At 35.7% G+C, this 18,351-nt stretch carries 23 protein-coding genes and 1 pseudogene; 20 read left to right on the top strand and 4 right to left on the bottom strand.

The window, feature by feature from the left end:
- The first annotated feature begins 54 nt into the window (after positions 1-54).
- From yunB to ACTWP4_RS11990, 3 genes are all read left to right on the top strand, one after another.
- Positions 55-846, top strand: a complete 792-nt coding sequence (yunB, locus tag ACTWP4_RS12000) for a sporulation protein YunB (RefSeq protein ID WP_443129007.1) — start codon at positions 55-57, stop codon at positions 844-846.
- A 117-nt stretch (positions 847-963) separates the two neighbouring features.
- A complete protein-coding gene (locus ACTWP4_RS11995) occupies positions 964-2,445 on the top strand; it encodes a sodium-dependent transporter (protein WP_443129006.1) in 1,482 nt (493 codons plus the stop codon).
- Between the two features lie 26 nt (positions 2,446-2,471).
- On the top strand, positions 2,472-2,573 hold the full coding sequence (locus ACTWP4_RS11990; protein ID WP_443129005.1) for a methionine/alanine import family NSS transporter small subunit: 102 nt from the start codon (positions 2,472-2,474) through the stop codon (positions 2,571-2,573).
- A gap of 25 nt (positions 2,574-2,598) precedes the next feature.
- Here ACTWP4_RS11990 and ACTWP4_RS11985 read toward each other — a convergent pair whose 3' ends face one another.
- Positions 2,599-3,555, bottom strand: coding sequence for a M23 family metallopeptidase (locus ACTWP4_RS11985; protein ID WP_443129004.1), 957 nt, complete (start codon positions 3,553-3,555; stop codon positions 2,599-2,601).
- Between the two features lie 117 nt (positions 3,556-3,672).
- Between ACTWP4_RS11985 and ACTWP4_RS11980 the strand changes: the two genes are divergently transcribed.
- Complete coding sequence (locus ACTWP4_RS11980; RefSeq protein ID WP_443129003.1) at positions 3,673-3,948, top strand: YutD family protein; 276 nt, start codon at positions 3,673-3,675, stop codon at positions 3,946-3,948.
- Positions 3,949-3,962: 14 nt separating this feature from the next.
- Here the strand turns inward: ACTWP4_RS11980 and ACTWP4_RS11975 are convergent, their stop codons facing one another.
- Positions 3,963-4,244, bottom strand: a complete 282-nt coding sequence (locus ACTWP4_RS11975; protein ID WP_443129002.1) for an SAV0927 family protein — start codon at positions 4,242-4,244, stop codon at positions 3,963-3,965.
- Between the two features lie 259 nt (positions 4,245-4,503).
- On the opposite strand from ACTWP4_RS11975, the gene ACTWP4_RS11970 reads away from it, so the two are divergent.
- From ACTWP4_RS11970 to ACTWP4_RS11930, 9 genes are all read left to right on the top strand, one after another.
- Entirely contained in the window at positions 4,504-4,944 is a 441-nt protein-coding gene (locus tag ACTWP4_RS11970; RefSeq protein WP_443129001.1) for a DUF86 domain-containing protein, read from the top strand.
- 300 nt (positions 4,945-5,244) lie between these two features.
- The gene (gene moaA / locus ACTWP4_RS11965) at positions 5,245-6,261 is read left to right on the top strand and encodes a GTP 3',8-cyclase MoaA (protein WP_443129000.1); all 1,017 of its coding nucleotides are present in this window, start codon (positions 5,245-5,247) and stop codon (positions 6,259-6,261) included.
- A 17-nt stretch (positions 6,262-6,278) separates the two neighbouring features.
- Positions 6,279-7,292, top strand: a complete 1,014-nt coding sequence (locus ACTWP4_RS11960; protein WP_443128999.1) for a ThiF family adenylyltransferase — start codon at positions 6,279-6,281, stop codon at positions 7,290-7,292.
- Positions 7,293-7,304: 12 nt separating this feature from the next.
- On the top strand, positions 7,305-8,546 hold the full coding sequence (locus ACTWP4_RS11955) for a molybdopterin molybdotransferase MoeA (RefSeq protein WP_443128998.1): 1,242 nt from the start codon (positions 7,305-7,307) through the stop codon (positions 8,544-8,546).
- 2 nt (positions 8,547-8,548) lie between these two features.
- Entirely contained in the window at positions 8,549-9,025 is a 477-nt protein-coding gene (locus ACTWP4_RS11950; RefSeq protein ID WP_443128997.1) for a molybdenum cofactor biosynthesis protein MoaE, read from the top strand.
- Positions 9,018-9,251 (top strand): molybdopterin converting factor subunit 1, encoded by a 234-nt coding sequence (moaD, locus tag ACTWP4_RS11945; protein WP_443128996.1) that lies wholly within the window; start codon positions 9,018-9,020, stop codon positions 9,249-9,251. Before ACTWP4_RS11950 ends, moaD begins: the two co-directional genes overlap by 8 nt.
- 1 nt (position 9,252) lies before the next feature.
- Positions 9,253-9,729, top strand: coding sequence for a molybdopterin-guanine dinucleotide biosynthesis protein B (mobB, locus tag ACTWP4_RS11940; protein ID WP_443128995.1), 477 nt, complete (start codon positions 9,253-9,255; stop codon positions 9,727-9,729).
- 176 nt (positions 9,730-9,905) lie between these two features.
- A complete protein-coding gene (locus ACTWP4_RS11935; RefSeq protein WP_443128994.1) occupies positions 9,906-10,502 on the top strand; it encodes a molybdenum cofactor guanylyltransferase in 597 nt (198 codons plus the stop codon).
- Between the two features lie 5 nt (positions 10,503-10,507).
- Positions 10,508-10,909 (top strand): YbaN family protein, encoded by a 402-nt coding sequence (locus ACTWP4_RS11930; RefSeq protein WP_443128993.1) that lies wholly within the window; start codon positions 10,508-10,510, stop codon positions 10,907-10,909.
- A gap of 54 nt (positions 10,910-10,963) precedes the next feature.
- Here the strand turns inward: ACTWP4_RS11930 and ACTWP4_RS11925 are convergent, their stop codons facing one another.
- Positions 10,964-11,476, bottom strand: a complete 513-nt coding sequence (locus ACTWP4_RS11925) for a phosphatidylglycerophosphatase A family protein (protein ID WP_443128992.1) — start codon at positions 11,474-11,476, stop codon at positions 10,964-10,966.
- 80 nt (positions 11,477-11,556) lie between these two features.
- On the opposite strand from ACTWP4_RS11925, the gene ACTWP4_RS11920 reads away from it, so the two are divergent.
- From ACTWP4_RS11920 to thrB, 4 genes are all read left to right on the top strand, one after another.
- Positions 11,557-12,528 (top strand): hypothetical protein, encoded by a 972-nt coding sequence (locus ACTWP4_RS11920; protein WP_443128991.1) that lies wholly within the window; start codon positions 11,557-11,559, stop codon positions 12,526-12,528.
- A gap of 151 nt (positions 12,529-12,679) precedes the next feature.
- Positions 12,680-13,972: a homoserine dehydrogenase gene (locus ACTWP4_RS11915; protein WP_443128990.1), complete on the top strand. Its 1,293-nt coding sequence runs from the start codon at positions 12,680-12,682 to the stop codon at positions 13,970-13,972.
- 5 nt (positions 13,973-13,977) lie between these two features.
- A complete protein-coding gene (gene thrC / locus ACTWP4_RS11910) occupies positions 13,978-15,039 on the top strand; it encodes a threonine synthase (protein ID WP_443128989.1) in 1,062 nt (353 codons plus the stop codon).
- Entirely contained in the window at positions 15,036-15,941 is a 906-nt protein-coding gene (gene thrB / locus ACTWP4_RS11905) for a homoserine kinase (protein ID WP_443128988.1), read from the top strand. The genes thrC and thrB overlap by 4 nt, the downstream gene beginning before the upstream one ends.
- 230 nt (positions 15,942-16,171) lie before the next feature.
- Here thrB and ACTWP4_RS11900 read toward each other — a convergent pair.
- Positions 16,172-16,396 (bottom strand): annotated as a pseudogene (locus ACTWP4_RS11900) (NifU family protein); the annotation flags it as partial.
- Between the two features lie 197 nt (positions 16,397-16,593).
- Between ACTWP4_RS11900 and ACTWP4_RS11895 the strand changes: the two are divergent.
- The 3 genes from ACTWP4_RS11895 to ACTWP4_RS11885 all read left to right on the top strand — a co-directional run bounded on the left by ACTWP4_RS11895 (position 16,594) and on the right by ACTWP4_RS11885 (position 18,168).
- Positions 16,594-16,842, top strand: coding sequence for a DUF1450 domain-containing protein (locus ACTWP4_RS11895; RefSeq protein WP_443128987.1), 249 nt, complete (start codon positions 16,594-16,596; stop codon positions 16,840-16,842).
- A gap of 17 nt (positions 16,843-16,859) precedes the next feature.
- The gene (gene dapF, locus ACTWP4_RS11890; protein WP_443128986.1) at positions 16,860-17,714 is read left to right on the top strand and encodes a diaminopimelate epimerase; all 855 of its coding nucleotides are present in this window, start codon (positions 16,860-16,862) and stop codon (positions 17,712-17,714) included.
- Positions 17,715-17,808: 94 nt separating this feature from the next.
- Positions 17,809-18,168 carry a HesB/IscA family protein gene (locus ACTWP4_RS11885; protein WP_443128985.1) on the top strand — a complete coding sequence of 120 codons (360 nt, stop codon included), beginning with the start codon at positions 17,809-17,811 and terminating at the stop codon, positions 18,166-18,168.
- Positions 18,169-18,351: the final 183 nt, after the last annotated feature.

Here is an 18,351-nt window from a genome sequence, read left to right as displayed (position 1 = left end):
AAATATATCTAAATAAATCTCTCCAATCATATGAATGAAATGGGGGGATTTATTATGCGAAAAAACAAGTGGAATAGACGAAAAATAGGCTCACCTCCAGCTAACCAATTAGTTTTCATATCTTTTTTCTTTTTTGTCCTCGTAATGATTGCCAGTATTTTAATTGTAAACGAAGGCATCAAACCTGTTCTAATGGATTATGCAAAAGTCCGAGTAGAAGCAATTGCCAATCAAGCAATGGGAATTGCTGTTAGCAAAAAGATTTCAGAAGATTTGGAAGCAGGAGATTTAATAGAAGTACAGCTGGATGAAGAAGGAAGAGTAGAAAATTATATTTTTAATGCTATAGTAGAAAACCGTGTGCAAAGAAATGTCCAATACCGTGTAGAAAACTTTCTTAAGTTATTGGAGCAAGGTGAACGGCCGGAAACAGGTGTGCCTCTTGAAGTAGAAATGGAACTTGAACCGTCAGAACAAGAATTACTTAATGATGTAAGAGAAAAAGGTTTATTAGTGGAAGTCCCTATAGGCCAAGCATTAGGGATCCCGATACTTGCTAATCTTGGTCCAAAAGTACCGGTTAATATGGAAGTGATCGGTAGTGTTGGGACAGAAATTACGAGTGACATCGTTGAAACAGGTATTAATGGCGCATATATCCATGTTAATGTGCATATTGAAGTAGAAATGATGGTTGTTATCCCATTTGCGTCAGAGCCGGCTAAAGTGGTTCAAGATATTCCTGTAACAAAAGTATTTCATCCTGGTGATGTTCCTAACTATTATAACGAAGGAGGAGAAGGATCATCTGATCTTTCTATTCCGATAGATCCAGAAATAGAATAATAAAATAATAGAATATTCCTATTTTTTCCTTTGACAGAATATTCGGAAGTTCGATATAATTTCAAAGATTAAAACTATTATTAATATAGAAATTTTTTTAAGAAAGGGGTTAGGTTAATGGAAAATAGATCACAATGGGGCACGCGTATGGGTTTCCTTCTTGCAGCAATCGGGTCTGCAGTAGGTTTAGGTAATATTTGGCGTTTCCCTGCAACAGCTTTTGAAAACGGTGGAGGTGCATTTTTTGTTCCGTACTTATTTGCCTTGTTAACGGCAGGTATTCCATTACTTATTATGGAATATACAATCGGACATAAGTATCGGAGCTCGTCACCAAGAAGTTTTTCGAAAATTAGTAAAGGAATGGAATGGATAGGTTGGTGGCAAATCTTTATTTCGTTTGTCATTTCTACTTACTATCCAGTTATTATTGCTTGGTCTATTATGTATGCATATTATTCTTTTGGAACTCAGTGGGGTGATGACCCAACAACATTCTTTGTTGGAGACTATTTAAACCTAGTTGATGCAGGAACATTCGGTTCGATCGTACCTACTGTTTTGATTCCTTTACTTGTTGTCTGGGTTCTTGTTTTATTATTCTTAGGGCGCGGTGTTAAGAAAGGTATTGAGTTAGCAAATAGAATCTTTATCCCAACATTATTCATCGTATTTATCATTATTGTTATTCGTGCTGTTACGTTACCAGGAGCTATGGAAGGTTTAGATGCATTCTTTAAACCTAATTGGGATCGTATTTTTGATGGTTCGGTTTGGGTTGCAGCATATGGCCAAATCTTCTTTAGTTTGTCGATCGCATTTGCCATCATGATTACTTATTCATCTTATTTACCAAAAAAATCTGATATTACCAATAATGCATTTATCACAGGTTTTGCGAATTCATCTTTTGAATTATTAGCTGGTATTGGTGTATTTGCAGTATTAGGATTTATGGCAGTTCAAACGAATACAGAAGTATCGGAAGTAGTTGATGGTGGTGTTGGACTTGCCTTTATGGTTTTCCCTAAAATTATCAGTCAAATGCCTGCATCCGGATTCTTTGGATTCCTATTCTTTGCATCCTTATTCTTAGCAGGTTTATCATCAATGATTTCAATTTCAGAAACATATATTGCAGGTTTACAAGAGAAATTCTCAATTTCACGTGGAAAAGCGGTATTATTCGGTGGCGGACTTGCACTTATCGTTTCGTTATTCTATGCAACCCAGGGTGGACTTAACCTATTGGATACGGTAGATCACTTTATTAATAACTATGGTGTTGCCTTAGCAGGTCTATTTGAAGTAGTGGCGATAGCATGGTTTGCTCGTTCATTAAAAGATTTACAAAACCACGCAGATTCTGTTTCAGATATTAAACTTGGTATTTGGTGGAGAATTTGTTTAGGTATTATTACACCGGTTGTATTAGGATTTATGATGTTACAAAACTTAAAAACAGAAGTAACACAAGCATATGGAGACTATCCAATTGAATTTTTATTCAATTTTGGTTGGGTAGTAGCAATTGGTGCCATGTTCGCAGGTGCATTATTAACCACTAAAAAATGGCCTAGTAAAGATAAAGAAGCATAAATTGAACGTAAAAGGAGGTTTGCTTCATGTCTGGTAGTGCAATTGTTATGGCAGTAATCGGTATTGTAATTATATGGGGCGGCTTAATCGCAAGTATAGTAAGAGCAAAAAGTGCATCGAACAAATAATATAAAAATCCGTAAAGTGATCACTTTACGGATTTTTTCTTTCCCATCGTTTTAAATGTGGATAGGGGTCAAAGGACCATTCTGTTTTACCATTATCTTTATACATACCATAATGTAAATGTGGCGGGAATTTTCCAGATGTTCCTGGAGGGCCATAACCAGATGAGCCTACAGACCCGATTTGTTGCCCGGCTTCCACGATGTCTCCAATTTCTAACCCATCAGCAAACCCATTTAAATGTGCGTAGTAATGATATCTGTTGTATATATCACGAATACCAATGCGCCAGCCACCAAATCTATTCCATCCTTTAAGTTCTACAACCCCATAAGTAGTAGCCCTTACGGGTGTACCATAATCAGCGAATATGTCGGTACCTTCATGAATTCTTCTTCCACCGAATCCTCTAGCGTCACCCCACGTGTTATGATAGGTATAATTATAGCCTTTTGGTATTGGGAAAGATGTTTCGTCAAGACTGATTTTTTGATAAGTTTTAAACAAACGGGCATAGTTCATAATAGATAAAACAGTTAATTCACGATGATAAAAATTCCAAAGTGCCGTCCGAATATCTTGATCTGAATGTCCATATTGTTGGAGATAATTAGCCATCGAATATAAAACATCATGTTCATTAGTGGGATCAGCTATCCCATCACCATTGCCATCTTTTCCAATACCATTAAAAAATTCGATTAGACTCTCCTCGGTTGGCTCGTTGAAAGGTGAAAGACCGTACCATTTTTGTTCAGGTATCTTTATCATAATTAATGAATTGTCATCTGATTCATCTGAATTAATATTGGATTCATAACGATTGATTGCTGCTAAATAATACCAAGGAATTAAAGTGACAGCTTCCATTTGTTTATATAGACTGATTTTTTCTTGATCGATATCCACATTTTCTTCTGCATGTGCTATAGTAGTAAGAAGAAAAAAACTTGTAAATGTTAATAATAAAAAACGCTGAATCAAAGGAAATAGCCTCCCTAGTTAATTTTCAATGTATAACGTTAGTGTAGGTTATATACTTTGATTTCATGCTAGTAACTTTTGTTAAATTTGACTATTGCAAAAAAGGTGTGAAATATATTGGTTGAAGTACAAGGTCATCATTATGAGATTATTAAGGATTATCGTGACGCTTTTGAAGAAAGAGCGTTCAAGGAAAGATTTACAGATGTTTTAAGTAAATATGATTTTATTGTAGGGGATTGGGGATATGAACAGCTTCGGCTTAAAGGATTTTATGATGATCAAAATCCTAAAGCGTCTTTTGATACAAAAATAAGTACCTGTGAAGATTATTTATACGAATATTGTAATTTTGGATGTAAATTTTTTATTGTTAAACAAATTGAAAACTAACACAACGGAATGTGTTAGTTTTCGTCCAATAAAGGTTTGATGAATGACCTGAAATCCTCTGCTTCCATTTCATTGAATTGAAAAGCATGTTCCACATAATTACTTTCAATAATCGTGTCTGTATTAATACGTGAGTACTTATTCGTATTAAGGTCTACTACAAGAAAGTCTTTGCAGAATGACTTAGCGGAGATAATCGCAAGGTCAAACCGTTCCGTGTCCCCTTTAAAGCTGACAAAGCGTGTAGTGCTTTGTTCCTTTTCATTTTTGATAAATGAACGTTTTCCATCACTCATCTAATCACTCCCTATTCAGATTATAGTCATTTCTTCCTTTTCTGTAAATTATTCAAAGTCACTATCCATTTCGGTGCACCTCAAAGGAACTCAAGATAAAATAACTTCTACACTGCCAAGAGACTATAGTTTGACTAAACTTTTAAAATTTTATTTGTATTTAAGTACAACAAAATTAGTCGGGATTTATCTCTAACGACATCTTTTATAATATGGTATTATATAGTTAGACGTGTTTTGAATTGTAGGGGGATTAGTGGTGTATTTTGTTGATATGAGAAAAATGAATGAAACATTAGAATATTTTGATCAAACCTTAACGTTAGTGAAAGAAAATAAATTTCAATCATCTATCGAACACATGGCGTTAGAACGAATAACACATCTATTAATCGAATGTATCTTAGATGTTGGAAATATGATGATTGATGGTTTTATTATGCGTGACCCAGGAGGTTATTTGGATATTATCCATATTTTGATTGATGAAAATGTATTTCCAAAAAACGAAAATGATGCATATGAAGCAATTATTGGATTGCGAAAAACACTTGTTCAAGATTACAAACAAATTGATCACAAACAATTACTAGCTGTTTTAAATGAAAATATGGACACACTTACAAAATTCAGTACTCATATCCGTACTTATTTGGCATCTGAAATGGGTGTAGCCAATACTTTTACTAATAAGGAGTAATTCAGAAATAGAGGGTTTGCGGTGGCAAAGCAATCCGTAAAGGAAAAAATAATTACATTATTTAAAAGAGAACAAGCACTCACCGTAACCCAATTACTAAGTCATTTTTCTATTTCTGATATTGCACTAGAAGACATCTGAAAACGTTAGAATGAGAAGGTCCTGTAATTTATATAGAGAGAAATAAGCTACCTTTACCTTTTCTTATGTGAGCAGTTGTGATGTTCCTCACAATGATTTTCAATCCCATATGTTTTACGAAAAATAGATAAATTAATTATGAAAAGGGTGCGATTACTTATGCAACAGTCAGTCATAACAGATAAATTTGGTCGAGCGCTACAAGATTTGCGGATCTCTGTGACAGATCGTTGCAATTTTCGTTGTCGCTACTGTATGCCACGAGAGATCTTCGGAAAGGATTTCGCTTTTTTACCAAAAGAACACTTATTAAGCTTTGAGGAAATTGAGCGGCTAACAAAAGTATTTTTAAACTTAGGTGTTCGTAAGATTCGCTTAACTGGTGGAGAACCATTATTAAGACGTGATATTACCACTTTAATTGGACGTTTATCCAAATTGGATGGTCTAGAGGATATTGGCTTGACAACAAATGCTGTCTTGCTTGGAAAGATGGCAGAAGATCTCAAAAAAGCCGGATTGAAACGAGTCAATGTCAGTTTAGATGCGATTGATGATGATACTTTTATGAAGATCAATGACAGCAAAATACGTACTCAGCCTGTGATAAACAGTATTATCATGGCGAAAGAAACAGGCTTAGGTGTAAAAGTAAATATGGTTGTAAAAAAAGGGATGAATGACCATCAAGTGCTTCCGATGGCTAAGTTTTTTAAAGAACTTGGTGTAACGTTACGCTTTATTGAATTCATGGATGTTGGTCAAACAAATGGCTGGGATTTTGAGCATGTAATGACAAAAAAAGAAATGTATGACATGATTTCAGAGCAATTCGAACTAGAACCAGTTGATCCTGCCTATTTTGGTGAGGTGGCAAAACGTTACCGCTATAAGGGAACAAATACAGAATTAGGATTTATTACTTCTGTGTCGGAATCATTTTGTTCTTCCTGTACAAGAGCAAGAATCGCAGCAGACGGACACTTTTTTACTTGTTTATTTGCAGGTGAAGGCTTGAATTTAAAAGATATTTTACGAGATGGAGCAACAGATAATGAAGTAACGGATACGATTGTTTCTCGTTGGAAATATCGTGATGACCGATATTCGGATGAACGTACAGAAGAAACTGCCAGAAACCGTAAAAAGATTGAAATGTCATATATTGGCGGTTAAAGAAAGGGTTGTATCGGATGTCAGAAATGAACAGGTATCATCGGCAAATGCTTTTTCAAGGAATTGGTCAAGAAGGACAAGCACAATTGCTATCGAAACATGTTCTGATCATTGGCTGTGGCGCTCTTGGTTCCTCATCAGCTGAGATGCTATCGCGTGCAGGTATAGGCGATATTACTATCATCGATCGTGATTATGTGGAATGGACCAATCTTCAGCGTCAACATTTGTTTACAGAAGACGATGTCCATGAACAAACCCCAAAGGCTATTGCTGCAGCAAGAAAACTAAAAAAAATCAATAGTGAGATCCAGATTCATCCTGTTGTCATGGATGCTACGGCTGAGAACCTCGCCAGTTATGTTCAGAATGTAGATGTTGTGGTCGATGCAACAGACAATTTTGATACTCGATTTTTAATAAATGACCTTGCACAGAAGTATAAGAAACCATGGATTTTTGGGGCCTGTGTAGGAAGTTCGGGAATGACATTTACAATTGTCCCAGGGCAGACACCTTGCCTTGATTGTTTATTGAAAGTCACTCCTATGTTTGGTGCAACCTGTGATGCAGTCGGAGTGATTGGACCTGCAGTGCAAATGGTAGTGACTCACCAAACTACGGAAGCATTAAAGCTGTTAATGGATGTTGAGCAAAAAATAAATAGTAAATTGGTTATTTTTGATTTATGGAATAATCATTATCAAACAATTGATGTAAGTCGAGCAAAACGAGCAAATTGCGCCAGTTGTGGTGAAGAACCAACCTATCCTAGTTTATCTTATCAAGGCAGAACCAAGACAGAGGTTCTTTGCGGCAGAGATACAGTACAAATTCGAGGTAAACAATATTCTTTGGAAATGCTAGAATCAAAGCTTTCACAATATGGTGTTGTCCAAGTAAATCCTTTTTTAGTTTCTGTTGATATCGATGAAAAACGTCTGGTGTTTTTTCAAGATGGTCGTACGTTTGTACATGGTACCAGTTCAGTGGAAGATGCAAAAAAACTATATTATCAAATTGTTGGTTAGGGGCATGATCTTATGTTAAATGAACGTAAGCCTATTCCGGTTTCAGAAGCAATCGAACGAATTTCTCAGTATTACAAAAAAGGAAAAATTGAAAATATCGAATTAATGAAGGCACATAATCGTGTGTTAGCAGAAGATTTAATTGCGGATCACGATGTGCCATCTTTTGACCGATCCCCATATGATGGATATGCGCTTCGTTCAAAGGATACTGTAAACGTAACGGAAAATAATCCCCGAAAAATCGAGGTTGTCGGCCACATTGGTGCGGGTAGTGTCTATCATAACAAGTTAGAATTAAATCAAGCTGTTCGTATTATGACAGGTGCTCCGATTCCAAATGGAGCCGATGCAGTTATTATGTTAGAAGATACGACACCTTTTGTAGAAGAAGGAAAATCCTTTGTTTCGATAAGTAAACAACTTCAGCATCATCAGAATATTTCGTTTCAGGGAGAAGATGTTAAAAAAGGGACAGCACTAGTGAATAAAGGAACGGTGATAAATCCTGGAATCATTGCTTTGTTAGCAACATTTGGTTATGCTCATGTACCTGTAGCAAAAAAACCGGTGATCGGTGTGATTGCTACGGGAAGTGAATTATTGGAAGTAGATCAACCATTAGAGCCAGGAAAAATCCGTAATAGTAATGCATTTATGATAATCGGCCAAATACAAAGAGCAGGAGCAATACCTAAATATTTCGGTCAATTAACAGATAATCTCGAGGAAAGCCTTGAAAAGATTACAAAAGTAATGAAGGATGTTGACTTTTTAATTACAACTGGTGGTGTATCCGTAGGTGATTTTGATTTACTGCCAGAGATATATCAGGAATTAAGTGCTAATGTTTTATTTAACAAAGTGGCGATGCGTCCTGGAAGTGTCACAACAGTTGCGGCTGTTAACAATACATTACTTTTTGGTTTATCTGGTAATCCTTCGGCATGTTATGTTGGGTTTGAACTTTTTACAAGACCTATTATTGATTCTTTTTTAGGAAAAGAAATAATGGGAATGCAGCAAGAACAAGCAACATTAACTGTTGATTTTTCAAAAGCAAATCCATTTGACCGATTTATTAGAGGGCGTTATGAAATAAAAAATGGTCAGCTATATACAGAGCCAGCAGGTAAGGACAAATCAAATATGGTGCACAGCTTAGCAAATGCTAACTGTTTAATCCAATTACCCGGTGGTACAGAAGGATATCAAAAGGGTGATCAAGTAACGATTCATTTGTTAGGAGAATGAGTATGACAGACAAATTGTTTGAAATTGTAGAGGATCCAATTTCCGTCGAATTACTAATAAAAAAGGTTGAAGATCGTAATGCTGGTGCTATCACAACTTTTATCGGTACTGTTCGTGAAATCACGGGTGATAAAAAGACGATATATTTGGAATATCAGGCATACAAACCGATGGCAGAGAAAATGCTTGCTCAGATTGGTAAAGAAATTAATGAAAAATGGCCAAATACAAAGGTGGCTATTACTCACCGGGTTGGTTCTCTTGAAATATCAGAAATAGCTGTAGTAATCGCCATTTCCTCACCTCACCGTAAACCAGCATATCAGGCAAATGAATATGCAATTGAACGAATTAAACAAATCGTACCAATATGGAAGAAAGAACAATGGCAAGATGGAGCGGCATGGATAGGAGACCAGTTGGAAAATGTTCCATATCCAAAAGGGAAACCATATATAAAGGATGAGGACAATGATTGAAATATTATTATTTGCCCAATTACAAGAAGAAGCTGGAAAAGATAAAATACAGTTAGATATAAAACAAATCACGGTCCAAGAAATAAAGCAGAAACTGCAATCTCAATTTAAATTGAGTCAAATAGAAGAATCTATGGTCGCAGTTAATGAAGCTTATGCGTTAGATGATGACCTGGTTCAAATGGGGGATACAGTGGCAATCATTCCTCCTGTTAGCGGTGGATAATATGTATGTGGTTCAAGTTGTTGGTTATAAAAATAGTGGCAAGACAACATTTATTACGCAATGGATTGAATACTTAACGGGTAAAGGTTATCAGGTTGCTACCATTAAGCATCATGGTCATGGTGGTGAACCAGATCAAATCAAAGAAACAGATAGTTATCAGCATTTTGCCCATGGTGCAAAGTTGGCTACGGTTGAAGGGGATAGCCAGATTTTAATCACTGCCGACAAAAAGAAAATTCCACTAAAATCACTATTGTTATTCTATCAATCGCTGAATATCGATATTGTAATTATCGAAGGATACAAGCAGATTCCTTTGCCTAAAATCGTTTTATTGTATAACGAAGAAGATACACTATTAGAAAAAGTAGAAAATGTGCAATATGTGTACAAGGGAAATGTTGAACAATTCTTTCATGAAGTGGAAGCTAACATACATGAGTTTGAATACGAAAAAATAAAAGCATTCCTTTAACACAAAGAAATACAAACATTCAGTCTATATTACAAACTTCAATGGGGAAGTTTTCACAACCTATTTCATCACGTAAAAATTGAATATCTTTGACTTTAATATGTCCGGTTTCTCTACGTAGTGATGATGCTAAATATTTATTGAGTTTGTGAAAAAGTGAACGAGAGGTGGCAGCAGTGGAGGAAATTTCAGGAATCGTGTTAACTGGAGGGAAGTCATCTAGGTTTAAGAAAGATAAAGCTTTTGCTTCTTATAAGGGAGATTCATTTTATCAAAATGTGCTAAAAGTAATGTTAACTTGTGTAAATAACACTTATATAGTGATACGCGATAATCATTCAATACAACAGGTTTCCGCTAATATTAAGGTTATAACAGATCATGAACCATATAAAGGACAGGGGCCGTTAGCAGGGATTTATTCTGCGATGATTGATGGTACAGCTAATTGGTATCTCGTCTTACCAGTTGATACACCATTAATGGAGCCAGTTATTTTAAAGAAACTAATCACCTATATGGATAATAACGAGAATGATGCGATTGTCCCTCGAATAAATGGTAGAATCCAACCATTAGTTGCCCTTTATAAACGTGATACAATACAATTGATGGAACAACAATTACTAGATAAAAAGCGATCGATGCATCAATTGTTGGAAAAATTAACCGTCACATTTGTAGATTTCCCATGTGAAGATGAGAAATATTTTATCAATATTAATACCCAGGAAGAGTATCAACGGTATGTAAGAGATAAAAATGGAGAGTGAGCAAAATGTCGAACGTCAAAAGGACACTATGGATACTAGGGGGTAGCCTTAGTCTTGTTATTGGCTTAATAGGTATGATCGTACCAATCCTACCAACAACACCATTAATTATATTAGCAGGTTTTTGCTATGGTAAATCATCCGCTCGATTACATAATTGGCTGGTGACGAATAAGTACTTTGGTCATTATATTAAAGATTATACCGATGGAAAAGGCGTACCGATCCGAATAAAGATTCTGGCCGTACTAATTGTTTGGACAAGTGTTTTATTTACTGTAACGGTTATACCGTTATTTCCCATAAGAATTTTTATGCTTGGGATCGCTGTATTTGTGACATTATTTATTTTTACTTCTCCACTGTTAAAAGTAAAAAATAAAATTCCAGAAATAATGAATGAATAAACGTAAAAAAGGTAGACCTCCTTTCGATCAAACGTTGAAAAGAGGTATACCTTTTTAGTCATCATCTATCGATTGATCGTTTGCTGCACTATGTGCTAATCGTGATGATGCAGCTGCTGCGATTGCACCAACGATATCATCTAAAAAAGTGTGGCAACCTTGAGATTTATCATTTAATTTCTCTAGGATACCTGGTTTTTGCTTGTCGATATATCCATAATTCGTAAATCCGATTGAACCATACACATTCACGATCGACAATGCAATGACTTCATCAATGCCATATAGACTTTCATCTGTTTCCAATATTTCCTGAAGAGGGGACTCTAATTTATTTTCCTCAGCTAAAACATCAAGTTGAATACCAGTTATAATCGCATTCTGTACTTCACGCTTCCTTAATACTCGGTCTACATTTTCATAACAATATTCTAAAGTTAATTCATCCTGATATTTATTTTGTAAAAAATAGACTAACTCAGCGATATCGTCTAATTGCACACCTCGATCTGTTAACATTTGTCTTGCCTTTTGTTCTAATTCGGATTGTTTTCTTTCGTTTGTCATTTGATCACATCCTATATTCATCATTTTCATTTCACAGTATACATATAGTTTAATATATAAACACTAAGGGGGAAAATGCATTGCATCCTATATTCTTACATTACCCAATTCAGGTGCCCACTAAACAAGTCTCTGACCAACCATACTTAACATTTGCTGACCAAGCCTATTACTACTTTATCATCCCTACTTCGACAACTGAAAGGTTTGCCCTAGAATTATATACGATTGCCACTCATTATCATCAACAAGGCTGGACGAATGTTACGTGTCCGATACCAAATGTACACAATCAATTCCTTACGTCAATTGGTAAAGAAAAATATTTACTATGTTACGCGATACACTCGCAAGATCAACGAGATGAAGCAGTTAAACTATCTGGCTTTCACCAAATTGGTTCTGGTTATCCATATCAACCAAGCTCGATGAATAGTTATGGAAAATGGAAAGAGTTATGGATTTCCAAGATAGATCAGTATGAGGCTTTATATAAGCAATTATATCAACAACGACCAGCATCTCCCTTTATTCGAGAATTTGTTAATCTGTTTCCCTATATTATGGGGTTGGCAGAAAATGCAATTCAATACATGCATATTGTGGAACAAGAATCACAATTTAATGAAAGTGATCAGCCATCGATTACTTTTGGACGTTATCAACATGATATGAATGAAGTATTTATTTGGAGTAATCGATTTGTATATGATCATCCGGTACGTGATATCGCAGAGAAATTGAGACAATACATGCTAATACCAGATGGGTTATCTTCCCGTGAATGCCAACAATTTTTACAAGGATATGTAGCTAATATGTCGATATCAACATTTGGATGGAAACTATTATATGCACGATTGATTTTTCCTATTCATTTATTGGATTTCATGGAGCAAATTCGGCAAACATCCAATCATTATTCAGACATGGAAGAGCTAGTCGAAAATCAATCTGTGTATGAAGAAAATTTGCGAACATTTTTTTATCAAATAGGTATTGATGAGAGAGAAATTAATAATATACAATTAGATTGGCTATTAGATGTGTAGTAAAAATTATCGATGCATCTCCATTTGATAGATGGGGTGCATTTTTTTAATTTTTAGACGATTGTGTCTTGATAAAGATAGCATTCACATGTATAATGTCCACTATATATAAACAAATGTACACGTAACGTAAACAGAGGGAGGCATCTATATGAATCAAGTTAATGTTGGTTTATGTGGTCTAGGTACAGTTGGAACAGGCGTTGTTAAACTGTTACAAAACCACGCTGATGAAATTAAATATAAAGTGGGTAGTGAAATTCAAATAAAAAAAATTCTGGTTAATGATATTGATAAGAAACGTGATGTCGTCATTCAACCTGAATGGTTAACAGATAACCCAGAAGAATTAGTAGGCAACCCGGAACTCGATATTATTATCGAAGTGATGGGTGGTATCGAGGATACTAACCTTTTATTAGAAAAAGCAATCCGGAATAAAAAACATATTGTCACAGCTAATAAAGATTTAATGGCTGTTCACGGTCAGAAGCTATTACGATTAGCTAAAGAAAATAATTGTGATATTTTATATGATGCCAGTGTTGCTGGTGGTATTCCGATTATTCGTTCTTTAACAGAAGGACTTGCATCTGATCGTATTCAAAAAATTATGGGGATCGTAAACGGTACCACGAACTATATTCTCACTAAAATGACGGATGAGGAACTAGCATTTGAGCCAGTTTTAAAAGAAGCACAGGAGCTTGGATTTGCTGAGGCAGATCCCACGTCTGATGTTGATGGATTGGATGCTGCACGAAAAATGACCTTGCTTGCGAATCTGGCTTTTAAAATGGAAATTGGATTAGATGATGTTGAAGTGTCAGGAATTCGAACAATTTCCCAAGAAGATATTACTTTTGCGACAAGTTTAGGGTATACTATTAAATTAATAGGGATTGCATCGATTCATAATGGAAAAGTAGAAGTGAGCGTTGAGCCTACCCTTTTACCGAAAGATCATCCGTTGGCATTAGTAAAAAATGAATTTAATGCTGTATATGTCTATGGTGAGGCTGTAGGGGAAACGATGTTCTATGGCCCAGGGGCAGGAAGCATGCCAACTGCAACAGCAGTTGTTTCCGATTTAATGGATGTAGTGAAAAATATCCGCCTTGGTATTACAGGGAATGAATATATCGTTCCGCAATATGAAAAACAATTAAAAGAAAATGATGAAAAGTATATGCAATATTTCATTCGGATGGAAGTGGACGATGAAGCTGGCACATTCCAAAACATAACGAACGTGTTTACGAATGAAAAAGTAAGTTTCCAAAAGATCTTGCAATTACCTTCTGACAATGAAAAAATGGCGGAAATTGTAATGGTTACACACAAAATTAGTAAACAGCAATTATTGAACAGTAGAGAAAATCTAAAAGGATTAGACGTTGTTAATGAAATAATCAGTTGTTATCGCGTCGACGGGGAGGACTAATTGATATGGCATGGCAAGGACTGTTGAAAGAATATCAAGAATTATTACCGATTAATGAAAAAACACCAATGCTAACTTTATATGAAGGGAATACTCCTTTGTATAAATTGGAAAAATTATCCGAGAAATATGAGATAAATGCATATGCTAAATTTGATGGTTTAAATCCAACAGGTTCATTCAAAGACCGTGGTATGGTTATGGCTATGGCAAAAGCAGTAGAAGATGGTGCAAAAGCAGTTATCTGTGCTTCAACAGGTAATACATCAGCTTCTGCGGCTGCCTTTGCTGCGAGAGCTGGATTAAAATGTATTGTTGTTATTCCGGATGGCAAAATTGCACAAGGTAAACTAGCACAAGCTGTTATGTATGGCGCAGAAATTTATGCTATTGAGGGTAATTTTGATGACGCATTGCGCTATGTACGTAAATTAGCAGAATCAGGTGAAGTGGCATTAGTGAACTCTGTTAACCCTTACCGTATCGAAGGCCAAAAAACAGCAGCATTCGAAGTTTGTGATGAACTAGGTAAAGCACCTGAGTATTTATTTATTCCGGTAGGTAATGCAGGAAACATCACGGCATACTGGAAAGGATTTAAAGAATATAATGAAACGAAACAAACAGGTTTACCGAAAATGATGGGATTTGAAGCAAGTGGTGCGGCTGCGATTGTACATGATCGTGTCTTCGAAAATCCGGAAACAGTGGGTACTGCTATTCGTATTGGTAATCCGGCTAGCTGGCAAGGTGCGGTGAACGCTCGTGATGAATCTAATGGTGAAATTGATGAAATTACCGATGAAGAAATGATTGAAGCCTACCAATGGATTGCTCAAAATGAAGGAGTATTTGCTGAACCAGCATCATGTGCGTCGGTTGCAGGCTTATTAAAAAAATTAAAAGCAGGAAAAGTGGAAAAAGGATCAACAGTAGTGACAGTTTTGACTGGAAATGGCTTAAAAGATCCAGATACAGCAATCAATTATAGTGAAGTTAAACCTACCGTATTACCAAATGAAGAAGAAGTCATCATGAATGAAATTTTAGGTAGTGTCAAGGCATGAGTTGGTCAATTAAAGTACCATCGAGTACATCCAATTTAGGAGCCGGTTTTGACTCGGTTGGTTTGGCATTGAACTTATATTTAGAATTACAGGTATCGGTAGCAAATCAATGGGAGTTTATAGCTGCTTCAGAATGTCTAGAAGGAATTCCAACTGGTAAAGACAATTTAGTTTATGAGATTGCAGAACAAGTGGCAGCAAAATTTGGGCAAGCAGAACGAATGCCTTCTTGCCACGTATTGATGAAGAGTGAGATCCCGCTTGCGAGAGGGTTAGGGAGTAGTGCAACTGCTATTATTGCGGGAATTGAATTAGCAAATGTTTTATTAGAATTGAATTTATCTAATGATGACAAACTTCAAATTGCGACTGACATTGAAGGACATCCGGATAATGTAGCACCTTCTCTTTTAGGAGGATGTGTGGTTGGTCATTATGATGGCAAAGTTTCATACACGCAGATTCCAGTAAAAGGTGTTACCTTTGTAGCGGTTATTCCAAGTTTTGAATTAAAAACAAAAGATGCTCGTGCTGTATTACCAAAAGAATTTACATTTAAAGAGAGTGTACAAGCGAGCAGTGTAGCAAATGTGAGTGTGGCAGCTATTTGCACAGGTGATTGGGAAACATTAGGTGAAATGATGGAAAAAGATCATTTTCACCAGCCATACCGTAAAGCGCTTATTTCCCATTATGATGAACTTTATAGCTATTTAAATGAAGGTGCTTATGGTGTCTTTTTAAGTGGTGCAGGGCCGACAATGATCGCAGTTGTTGATGATAAAAAAGTATTTTCGATGGTCAAAAAATGGAAAGCAGAATACCCAAACTATCAATGGCTCCCACTGCAAGTAGAAAATTCTGGATCAAAAGTCGAAAAGGTCCGTGAAGAAATAACATAACAATGCTATTAGGTAATTAAAAAGATAAACCCTCATATTAGGGGTTTATCTTTTTTCTGATTTAACAATTTCTGTCATCTGATTTGTATCTAAATCAAGATAAACGACAAATCTTTAAGGATCAAGAAAAGATTTGTCATTTTTATCTAAAGGATAAAAGAAAAGAATATTTTTTATAAAAGAGGGAAACGTTCTTCATCAAAGAATCGTTTCCCTCTGGCAATTTGTTATTAAAATACTTGTTCAATTTCTGTAACGCCAGGTACTTCTGCCATTAATGCACGTTCAATACCTGCTTTTAGAGTGATTGTGGAGCTTGGGCAGTTACCACAAGCGCCCATTAAACGTAAACGAACGATACCATCTTCAACATCTACTAATTCGACATCGCCACCATCACGTAATAAAAATGGGCGTAATTTATTTAATACTTCCTGAACTTGAGCTGATTGTTCTTCCATGAATGGAGACTCTCCTTTCCTCATCACTACTCTATTATAAAGGTTGTTTGCTTAAAAATCTATGTTATTTGTCACACAAATGATAAACATTTTCAACACTATTTTATCTTTAATTCATTTATTTGTAAATGAAAGTGTGTTAAAAATATAATAGGTAGCTAAACCGTAAGTTAAACTGAAGGTGTGATATAATGAGGATAAAAATTAGAGTAGGCTTCTGTGTAAAAAACTTAGCAAAAGGTACAGAGCAAGTCCGTCAAAAATTATTAACAGATCCTGATATGGATGTAGCGGAATATGGATGTACCAGCTATTGTGGTATTTGTCGTAATTATCATGTTGCAATCGTAAATGGCAAGCCGATCAAAGCAGATACACCAGAAGAACTATTTGATAATATTAATGATTATATCGATAATGAATTAATCGATCAGTTATAAAAAGGGGAAATATAGAGATGAAAATACCTTTTACTAAAATGCATGGATTAGGAAATAGTTATATTTTTATAAACGTATTTGAATTTCCAATAGAAGAAAATATTCTGTCTGATTTGGCAAAAGCTGTTGCTGATAAAGATACTGGAATTGGCTCAGATGGTCTGATTTTGATCCATCCTACGGAAAGCGCAGATGTAGGGATGCGTATTTTTAATAAAGATGGCTCAGAAGGAAAAAACTGTGGAAATGGCTTACGATGTGTTGCTAAGTATTCCTATGAACATCAATTAGTAGATTCAAAACAGTTTACTATTGCTACAAAAGCAGGAAATGTCAGCGCAGAAATACATGGAGACCGAGAAGTAGTTGATGAAGTTACAATTGATATGGGCGTGCCGATATTAAAACGATCTGAAATCCCGATGCTAGGCGAGGATCAGGAGCAAGTAGTAGCTGAACCGTTTGAAGTCCAGGAGGAAAAACTCGAAGTTACGACAGTATCAATGGGGAATCCGCATGCTGTTTTCTTCGTTGATGATATTAATGAAGCACCATTAACGACATTGGGACCAGTCATTGAAAAAGATCAACGCTTCCCAGAGAGTGTGAATGTTGAATTTATTGAACAAGTGAATGACCAGGAAATTCATTTTCGAGTGTGGGAGCGGGGATCAGGTGTGACTCAAGCATGTGGTACAGGAGCATGTGCATCTGTTGTGGCATCCATTTTGAATGGCAAATTAGCTAAAGGAAAAGAAATTACCGTTCATTTAGCCGGTGGAGATTTATATATTACTTGGGCAGAGGATGAGCATGTCTGGATGCGTGGTAAGGCAGAAACAACCATTGAAGGAACATTTTTTATGGAGTAATTAACAAGCAGAAATATTGAATTACCATGATTGAGTTTGTATACTTGATCATACAATAAGTATAAAAAATACTTAGAAAAAGGAGTTTTTTTCTATGGTTATTAATATTACCGATAATGCAAAGGATCAAATAGAAGAAATGATGAAAGAAGAGGACGCAGAAAACGTAAGACTTCGTTTTGGTGTCAAAGGTGGCGGATGCAGTGGACTTTCTTATTCACTTGGATTTGATTATGATGTGAATGAAGAATTAGATCATACCGAAGAGTCAAATGGTATTCCGTTAACGATCAAGAAGTTTGATATTGATGTGATTGAAGGAACAACCGTCGATTTCAAACAAAACATGATGGGTGGCGGTTTTACGATCGATAACCCTAACGCCATTGTTTCTTGTGGTTGTGGATCTTCCTTTAAAGCAAAGGAAAGAGAAGGAACGCCGGAAAATTGTTAATATCAGTTGTAATTTGAACAAAAAAAGTTTGGATTGGCATGTAAACAATCTTAAATAAGAAAATAATAGTCGATAACAATGCCTCTCTTAGTAACTGATTATTAAAATTTACTGAGGGAGGTTTTTGTGTGTCAAAATGAACAAATTGGTAAATTTGTTATTCCTGAAACCAAGTTATGATCA

This window comes from Gracilibacillus sp. D59, assembly GCF_052246695.1.
Classification (GTDB): domain Bacteria; phylum Bacillota; class Bacilli; order Bacillales; family Amphibacillaceae; genus Gracilibacillus.
Note: the sequence above shows the minus strand (reverse complement) of the source record. Positions and strands in the feature narration are given on the sequence as shown.

What these genes read in the sequence shown, in the direction of transcription:
- yunB (WP_443129007.1), top strand. Translation starts at nt 55, where the DNA reads ATGCGAAAAAACAAGTGGAATAGACGAAAAATAGGCTCACCTCCAGCT.
- ACTWP4_RS11995 (WP_443129006.1), top strand. Translation starts at nt 964, where the DNA reads ATGGAAAATAGATCACAATGGGGCACGCGTATGGGTTTCCTTCTTGCA.
- ACTWP4_RS11990 (WP_443129005.1), top strand. Translation starts at nt 2,472, where the DNA reads ATGTCTGGTAGTGCAATTGTTATGGCAGTAATCGGTATTGTAATTATA.
- ACTWP4_RS11975 (WP_443129002.1), bottom strand. Translation starts at nt 4,244, where the DNA reads ATGAGTGATGGAAAACGTTCATTTATCAAAAATGAAAAGGAACAAAGC.
- moaA (WP_443129000.1), top strand. Translation starts at nt 5,245, where the DNA reads ATGCAACAGTCAGTCATAACAGATAAATTTGGTCGAGCGCTACAAGAT.
- ACTWP4_RS11960 (WP_443128999.1), top strand. Translation starts at nt 6,279, where the DNA reads ATGTCAGAAATGAACAGGTATCATCGGCAAATGCTTTTTCAAGGAATT.
- ACTWP4_RS11955 (WP_443128998.1), top strand. Translation starts at nt 7,305, where the DNA reads ATGTTAAATGAACGTAAGCCTATTCCGGTTTCAGAAGCAATCGAACGA.
- ACTWP4_RS11950 (WP_443128997.1), top strand. Translation starts at nt 8,549, where the DNA reads ATGACAGACAAATTGTTTGAAATTGTAGAGGATCCAATTTCCGTCGAA.
- moaD (WP_443128996.1), top strand. Translation starts at nt 9,018, where the DNA reads ATGATTGAAATATTATTATTTGCCCAATTACAAGAAGAAGCTGGAAAA.
- mobB (WP_443128995.1), top strand. Translation starts at nt 9,253, where the DNA reads ATGTATGTGGTTCAAGTTGTTGGTTATAAAAATAGTGGCAAGACAACA.
- ACTWP4_RS11930 (WP_443128993.1), top strand. Translation starts at nt 10,508, where the DNA reads ATGTCGAACGTCAAAAGGACACTATGGATACTAGGGGGTAGCCTTAGT.
- ACTWP4_RS11925 (WP_443128992.1), bottom strand. Translation starts at nt 11,476, where the DNA reads ATGACAAACGAAAGAAAACAATCCGAATTAGAACAAAAGGCAAGACAA.
- ACTWP4_RS11915 (WP_443128990.1), top strand. Translation starts at nt 12,680, where the DNA reads ATGAATCAAGTTAATGTTGGTTTATGTGGTCTAGGTACAGTTGGAACA.
- thrC (WP_443128989.1), top strand. Translation starts at nt 13,978, where the DNA reads ATGGCATGGCAAGGACTGTTGAAAGAATATCAAGAATTATTACCGATT.
- thrB (WP_443128988.1), top strand. Translation starts at nt 15,036, where the DNA reads ATGAGTTGGTCAATTAAAGTACCATCGAGTACATCCAATTTAGGAGCC.
- ACTWP4_RS11895 (WP_443128987.1), top strand. Translation starts at nt 16,594, where the DNA reads ATGAGGATAAAAATTAGAGTAGGCTTCTGTGTAAAAAACTTAGCAAAA.
- dapF (WP_443128986.1), top strand. Translation starts at nt 16,860, where the DNA reads ATGAAAATACCTTTTACTAAAATGCATGGATTAGGAAATAGTTATATT.
- ACTWP4_RS11885 (WP_443128985.1), top strand. Translation starts at nt 17,809, where the DNA reads ATGGTTATTAATATTACCGATAATGCAAAGGATCAAATAGAAGAAATG.